The 6629-nt window shown below is 65.2% G+C and carries 5 protein-coding genes and 1 riboswitch; of the genes, 2 read left to right on the top strand and 3 right to left on the bottom strand.

Going from position 1 to position 6629, the window contains the following annotated elements:
* Positions 1-41: 41 nt before the first annotated feature.
* The gene (gene thiC / locus DM373_RS23260) at positions 42-1922 is read right to left on the bottom strand and encodes a phosphomethylpyrimidine synthase ThiC (protein WP_110995819.1); all 1881 of its coding nucleotides are present in this window, start codon (positions 1920-1922) and stop codon (positions 42-44) included.
* Between the two features lie 157 nt (positions 1923-2079).
* Positions 2080-2186, bottom strand: a riboswitch (TPP riboswitch).
* Positions 2187-2346: 160 nt separating this feature from the next.
* Here thiC and DM373_RS23255 point away from each other — a divergent pair.
* The gene (locus DM373_RS23255) at positions 2347-3780 is read left to right on the top strand and encodes a TolC family outer membrane protein (RefSeq protein WP_110995818.1); all 1434 of its coding nucleotides are present in this window, start codon (positions 2347-2349) and stop codon (positions 3778-3780) included.
* 135 nt (positions 3781-3915) lie between these two features.
* On the opposite strand, the gene waaA is transcribed toward DM373_RS23255, so the two are convergent.
* Both waaA and DM373_RS23245 read right to left on the bottom strand, forming a co-directional pair.
* Complete coding sequence (waaA, locus tag DM373_RS23250; protein ID WP_110995817.1) at positions 3916-5187, bottom strand: lipid IV(A) 3-deoxy-D-manno-octulosonic acid transferase; 1272 nt, start codon at positions 5185-5187, stop codon at positions 3916-3918.
* An 11-nt stretch (positions 5188-5198) separates the two neighbouring features.
* A complete protein-coding gene (locus tag DM373_RS23245; protein ID WP_110995816.1) occupies positions 5199-6089 on the bottom strand; it encodes a LysR family transcriptional regulator in 891 nt (296 codons plus the stop codon).
* Between the two features lie 90 nt (positions 6090-6179).
* Between DM373_RS23245 and DM373_RS23240 the strand changes: the two genes are divergently transcribed.
* Positions 6180-6512, top strand: a complete 333-nt coding sequence (locus DM373_RS23240) for a DMT family transporter (protein WP_011535981.1) — start codon at positions 6180-6182, stop codon at positions 6510-6512.
* Positions 6513-6629: the final 117 nt, after the last annotated feature.

Here is a 6629-nt window from a genome sequence, read left to right as displayed (position 1 = left end):
CTTGTGCCGCGAAAGGGCCGCAAAGCGGCCCCGTCCTCTACTTACACTTTCTGGTACAGCTGGCTGCCTTCCTGGCGGAACCGCTCGGCCTGCTCGCGCATGCCCTGCTCGGCCGTCACATCGACGGTGTCGATCTTCGCGGCATACTCACGCACTTCCTGGGTGATCTTCATCGAGCAGAACTTCGGCCCGCACATCGAGCAGAAGTGCGCGACCTTGGCCGACTCCTTGGGCAGCGTCTCGTCGTGGAACGAGCGCGCGGTGTCCGGGTCCAGGCCGAGGTTGAACTGGTCTTCCCAGCGGAACTCGAAGCGTGCCTTGGACAGCGCGTTGTCGCGGATCTGCGCGCCCGGGTGGCCCTTGGCAAGGTCGGCGGCATGGGCGGCGATCTTGTAGGTGATGATGCCGGTCTTGACGTCATCCTTGTTCGGCAGGCCCAGGTGCTCCTTGGGCGTGACGTAGCAGAGCATGGCGCAACCGAACCAGCCGATCATCGCCGCACCGATGCCCGAGGTGATGTGGTCGTAACCCGGTGCGATGTCGGTGGTCAGCGGGCCGAGGGTGTAGAACGGCGCCTCGTCGCAGCACTCCAGCTGCTTGTCCATGTTCTCCTTGATCAGCTGCATCGGCACGTGGCCCGGGCCTTCGATCATGCACTGCACATCGTGCTTCCAGGCGATCTTGGTCAGCTCGCCGAGGGTTTCCAGCTCACCGAACTGGGCGGCGTCGTTGGCGTCGGCGATCGAGCCTGGGCGCAGGCCGTCGCCCAGCGAGAAGCTGACGTCGTAGGCCTTCATGATTTCGCAGATCTCGTCGAAGTGCGTGTACAGGAAGTTTTCTTTGTGGTGCGCCAGGCACCACTTGGCCATGATCGAGCCGCCGCGGCTGACGATGCCGGTGACCCGCTTGGCGGTCAGCGGCACGTAGCGCAGCAAGACGCCGGCGTGGATGGTGAAGTAGTCCACGCCCTGCTCGGCCTGTTCGATCAGGGTGTCGCGGAACAGCTCCCAGGTCAGGTCTTCGGCAACGCCATTGACCTTTTCCAGGGCCTGGTAGATCGGCACGGTGCCGATCGGTACCGGCGAGTTGCGGATGATCCACTCGCGGGTTTCGTGAATGTGCTTGCCGGTGGACAGGTCCATGACCGTGTCCGAACCCCAGCGGATGCCCCAGGTCAGCTTGGCCACTTCTTCCTCGATCGAGGAGCCCAGGGCGCTGTTGCCGATGTTGCCGTTGATCTTCACCAGGAAGTTGCGGCCGATGATCATCGGCTCGAGTTCGGTGTGGTTGATGTTGGCCGGGATGATCGCGCGGCCACGGGCGATCTCTTCGCGGACGAACTCGGGGGTGATCTCTTTCGGGATGTTGGCACCGAAGCTGTGGCCGGCGTGCTGCTGGCTCAACAGGCCGGCGGCGCGGGCTTCCTGCAGCTTCATGTTCTCGCGGATGGCAACGTATTCCATCTCGGCGGTGATGATGCCCTGGCGGGCGTAGTGCATCTGCGAAACGTTGGCGCCGGGTTTGGCGCGGCGCGGGTTGCGCACATGGGCAAAGCGCAGCTTGGTCAGCTCGGCATCGTTCAGGCGCTGCTGGCCGAAGTTGGAGCTCAGGCCTTCCAGGCGCTCGGTGTCGCCACGGGCGTCGATCCACGCCGAGCGCACATCGCCCAGGCCCTTGCGCACGTCGATGACGACGTTGGGGTCGGTGTACGGGCCGGAAGTGTCATACACCAGCACCGGGGCGTTCTTTTCGCCGCCGAAGTCGGTGGGGGTGTCGTGCAGGCTGATTTCACGCATGGGCACGCGGATGTCGGGGCGCGAACCTTCGACGTAGACCTTGCGCGAATTGGGCAGGGGTTGTACGGACTGTTGGTCGACTTGGGCCGACTCGCTCAGGCTGATAATTTTTTCTTGTTTGCTCATCACAGGCTCTCCAGACAGCTTCCTAGCGGGCGGAATGTCGGGGTGAACCTGAAAGGCGCGGACGCACTCGCGGTGACGAGTACAGTGCCGGATATGGGGTGCCATGAGCTGCATGCAGCTGTGACGATCCCGGACCTGGCACAAGAGGCTCCCGGGAAGTGAGAGCAATCTTGTTCCCTACGCAGGCGCTAACCTGATCAGGTTCAACGGGATCCGCAACTTTGCGATCTCAGCCTTTGCATCAAGGCACCCCGACAAGAACCTGCGCAGTCTAAGCTGGAGTGGTCGGCAAAGCCAAGCGGGTATTTGGGGGCATGACAAATGGCACAAACAGTGGATTGTTGATGCCTGCCCGTGGCACTACACTGGCGCACCGCTCGATACCCGACAGTACAGTAATTAAATCTTGATCAAGGATTGCCCTATGCTGCGCAAACTCTCACTGGCGATTGCCGTGTCTTGTGCGACCCACGGAGTGGCGTGGGCAGTGGATACGCCCACCACGGTCAAGACCGACCTGGTCAGCGTCTACCAGGAAGCGGTCGACAACAACGCCGACCTGGCCGCCGCCCGCGCCGACTACGGCGCCCGCCGCGAAGTGGTGCCACAGGCCCGCGCCGGCCTGCTGCCCAACCTGTCGGCCGGTGCCGAAATGATGAACACCCGCACCAAGATCGACGACCCGTCGATCACCTCCAACCGCAGCGGCAATTCCTGGAGCGCCACCCTGGCCCAGCCGATCTTCCGCGCCGATCGCTGGTTCCAACTGCAGGCCGCCGAAGCGGTCAACGAACAGGCCGCGCTGGAGCTGTCGGCCACCGAGCAGAACCTGATCCTGCAAACCGCCGAGAACTACTTCAGCGTGCTGCGCGCCCAGGACAACCTGGCCTCGACCAAAGCCGAGGAAGCCGCGTTCAAGCGCCAGCTGGACCAGTCCAACGAGCGTTTCGACGTCGGCCTCTCGGACAAGACCGACGTGCTGCAATCCCAGGCCAGCTACGACACCGCCCGGGCCAACCGAATCATCGCCGAGCGCCAGGTACAGGACGCCTTCGAGGCGCTGATCACCCTGACCAACCGCCAGTACAGCTCGATCCAGGGCGTGGTGCACACCCTGCCGATCCAGGTGCCGACCCCCAACGACGCCAAGGCCTGGGTCGAAACCGCCGGGCGCCAGAACCTCAACCTGCTGGCCACCAACCACGCGGTCGACGCCGCCGAAGAGACCCTGCGCCAGCGCAAGGCCGGCCACGCGCCGACCCTCGATGCGGTGGCCAAGTACCAGAAGGGCGACAACGACAGCCTCGGCTTCACCAACCCCTCGCAGAACGGCATCCGTTACGGGGGTGATGTGGAGCAGACCAGCGTCGGCCTGCAGTTGAACATCCCGATCTACAGCGGCGGGCTGACCAGCTCGCAGGTGCGCGAGGCCTACCAGCGCCTGAGCCAGAGCGAGCAGCAGCGCGAGAGCCTGCGCCGCCAGGTGGTGGAGAACACCCGCAACCTGCACCGCGCGGTGAACACCGACGTGGAACAGGTGCAGGCGCGCAAGCAGTCGATCATCTCCAACCAGAGTGCGCTGGAAGCCACTGAAATCGGCTACCAGGTGGGTACCCGCAACATCGTCGACGTGCTGGACGCCCAACGCCAGCTGTACACCTCGGTGCGCGACTACAACAACAGCCGCTATGACTACATCCTCGACAACCTGCGCCTGAAGCAGGCGGCGGGCACCTTGAGCCCGCAGGACCTGCAGGACCTGGGGCGGTACCTGAAGGCCGACTACAACCCCGACAAGGACTTCCTGCCGCCGGACCTGGCGGCGGCGGCGGCGAAGAACTTCGAACGCAGGCAGTGAAAGCAATACACCAGTAGCAGGGAAGGGTTTCGTGGGAGCGGGCTTGCCCCGCGATAGCGTCCGACCAGGCAACATCACTGCCTGATCGGGCCCTATCGCGGGGCAAGCCCGCTCCCACAGAGACCTACAGGTTCTTTAGCTCAAAAGCCGCGCCAACCCATCCAGCAACCGCTGCAACGCCCCCTGATTGGCCTGCATCACCGCCCTGCCCGCCTCGCCCATGCGTCGGGCATCCTGGGGCAGCTCGACCAAGCGCCGCACTTCCCCGGCCAGCCCCTCGGCATCGTCCACCTGCTGCAACGCCCCCGCCTCACGCAGCATCGCGCTGATCTCGAGGAAGTTGAACACATGCGGCCCCATCAGCACCGGCAACGCCAGCGCTGCAGGCTCCAGGGGGTTGTGCCCGCCGGTGGCCACCAGGCTGCCACCGACAAAGGCGATGTCGGCCAGGGCATAGAGGAACAGCAACTCGCCCATGGTGTCGCCCAGCAGCACCTGGGTCTGGGCCTGCACCGCCTCCCCCGTGGAACGGCGCACCGTGGCGAACCCGGCGCTGCACAGGGCATGTACCGCATTGAACCGTTCGGGGTGGCGCGGCACCAGGATCAGCAGCGCATCGCCGTGCACCTGCAGCAGTTGCCGATGCGCGTCGAGGATCAGCGCATCCTCGCCGTCATGGGTGCTGGCGGCGATCCACACCGGGCGCTGCGCCGCCCCCCATTGCTCGCGCAACGCCTGGGCGCGGGGCAGCAGTTGCTCATCGATCTTCAGGTCGAACTTGATCGAACCCGTCACCTGCACGCATTCGCTGCGCGCGCCAAGGCTGCGAAAGCGCTCGGCCTCGGTCTCGGTCTGCACGGCGATCAGGCTCATTTCTTCCAACATCGGACGGGTCAGCCCGGCGAAGCGGCCGTAGCCCCGGGCCGAACGCGCAGACAACCGCGCATTGGCCAACGCCACCGGGATGCCGCGCTTGGCACACTGGTGGATATGGTTCGGCCACAACTCGGTTTCCATGATAATGCCCAGCTTCGGGCGCACATGGTCGAGAAAGCGCCCGGCTGCCCATGGCAGGTCATAGGGCAAGTAGCAGTGCTGCACCCGCGGCTCGCCCTCGAACATCGCGCGGATGCGCTCCGACCCGGTCGGGGTCATGCAGGTCAGGGTGATCGGCAGGTCCGGGTACTGCTTGAGCAGCGCGCGAACCAAGGGCGCGGCGGCGATGCTCTCGCCCACCGACACCGCATGCACCCAGATCCCGCCCTGCTTGAGCGGCGGTAGCTTGCAGGCGAAGCGCTCATTGATGCGCGCACGGTACGCCGGCGCCTTGCGCCCGCGCAGGAACAGGCGCAGCGCGACCAGCGGCAGGCCCAGGTGAAACAGCAGGGAGTAGAGGGTTCTGTTCATGGCGGCGGAGTTTACCCGATCGCGCGCAGGTGCACGGCAAAACGCTCGGCCAGCCATTGCGCCGCCGGCCCCAGCGGCTCGTCACGGCGCCAGGCCAGCTCGGCCACCAGCGCTGGCGGGCGCCACTCGCTGTCCAGTTCGACCATCTGCGCCTGGTAGGTGGGGTACTGCACCACGTGACGCGGCAACCAGGCCCAGCCCAGGCCGCGCATCAGCAGCTCGGCCATGGCGTAGAAGCTGTCGGCACGCCAGACCTGCGGGCTGATCGCCTCGCCGCCCGGGTAACCGCTCTGCTGTGGGGTGATCAGCAACTGGCGATGACGCGCCAGTTGCTGACGGCTGACCTTGCCCTGCCCTGCCAGCGGGTGGCCGATGGCGCACACGGTGACCATCTCGACGCTGCCCAGGGCGCGCCGCTCCAGCGAGGAAGGAATGCTTTCGTGGTGGAAGAACAGGCCCAGGTCGGCACGTCGCTCCACCAGCTTGCGCGCCACATCGCCCTGGGCGCCGCTGGCCAGCTGCACTTCCAGGTAGGGGTAGTGGGTGGCCAGTTCGTCGAGGCTGTCGATCACCGGCTGGTAGGGCATGGCCTCATCCTGGGCCACCCGCAGCAAGGCTTCCTGGCCGCGCATCAGAGCCAGTGCCCGGCCATCCAGGCGCTCGCACTGGCGCAGCAGTTCACGGGCGTCTTCCAGCAGTGCCGCGCCGCTTTCGGTCAGCCGCGGCTGGCGGCCACTGCTGCGCTCGAACAGGGTCACGCCCAGGTCCGTCTCAAGCAGGGCGATGGCCGTGCTCACCGCCGACTGCGCCTTGCGCTGCTCGCGCGCCACGGCGGAGAACGAGCGCAGTTCGGCGGTGCGCACGAACAGACGCAATTGCTCCAGGTTCCAGTGTTCGGCCATGGCCAACCTATCTTGATTACAGATAGGTAATGACTTTACCCCATCCCAGCTTCCCCTAGAATGCCCGACCAGCAACGGAGGAACCGAACCATGAACGCCTATACCTATCTCGCCATCGCCATCTGCGCCGAAGTCATCGCCACTGCTTCCATGAAAGCGGTCAAGGGCTTGAGCACGCCGCTGCCGCTGCTGCTGATGATCTGTGGCTATGGCGTGGCGTTCTGGATGCTCACCCTGGTGGTGCGCAGCATCCCGGTGGGCATCGCCTACGCCATCTGGTCGGGGCTGGGCATCGTGCTGATCAGCGTCGCCGCGCTGGTGATCTATGGGCAGAAGCTGGATGTGCCGGCAATGCTGGGCATGGCCATGATCGTGGGCGGAGTTGTGGTGATCCAGGTGTTCTCGAACACTGCCGGGCACTGAGACCCGTCGCATTATTTACGTGGGAGCGGGCTTGCCCCGCGATGACGATAGTGGGGTGCCTACCTGATCGCGGGGCAAGCCCGCTCCCACGACCAGCACCGTCGCACAGCCTGTATA

The organism is Pseudomonas sichuanensis, from assembly GCF_003231305.1.
GTDB classification, from domain to species: Bacteria; Pseudomonadota; Gammaproteobacteria; order Pseudomonadales; family Pseudomonadaceae; genus Aquipseudomonas; species Aquipseudomonas sichuanensis.
The sequence above is the reverse complement of the archived record's forward strand: the minus strand, read 5'-3'. Positions and strand labels throughout refer to the sequence as shown.

What these genes read in the sequence shown, in the direction of transcription:
- waaA (WP_110995817.1), bottom strand. Translation starts at nt 5,187, where the DNA reads ATGAACAGAACCCTCTACTCCCTGCTGTTTCACCTGGGCCTGCCGCTG.
- DM373_RS23240 (WP_011535981.1), top strand. Translation starts at nt 6,180, where the DNA reads ATGAACGCCTATACCTATCTCGCCATCGCCATCTGCGCCGAAGTCATC.
- DM373_RS23245 (WP_110995816.1), bottom strand. Translation starts at nt 6,089, where the DNA reads ATGGCCGAACACTGGAACCTGGAGCAATTGCGTCTGTTCGTGCGCACC.
- DM373_RS23255 (WP_110995818.1), top strand. Translation starts at nt 2,347, where the DNA reads ATGCTGCGCAAACTCTCACTGGCGATTGCCGTGTCTTGTGCGACCCAC.
- thiC (WP_110995819.1), bottom strand. Translation starts at nt 1,922, where the DNA reads ATGAGCAAACAAGAAAAAATTATCAGCCTGAGCGAGTCGGCCCAAGTC.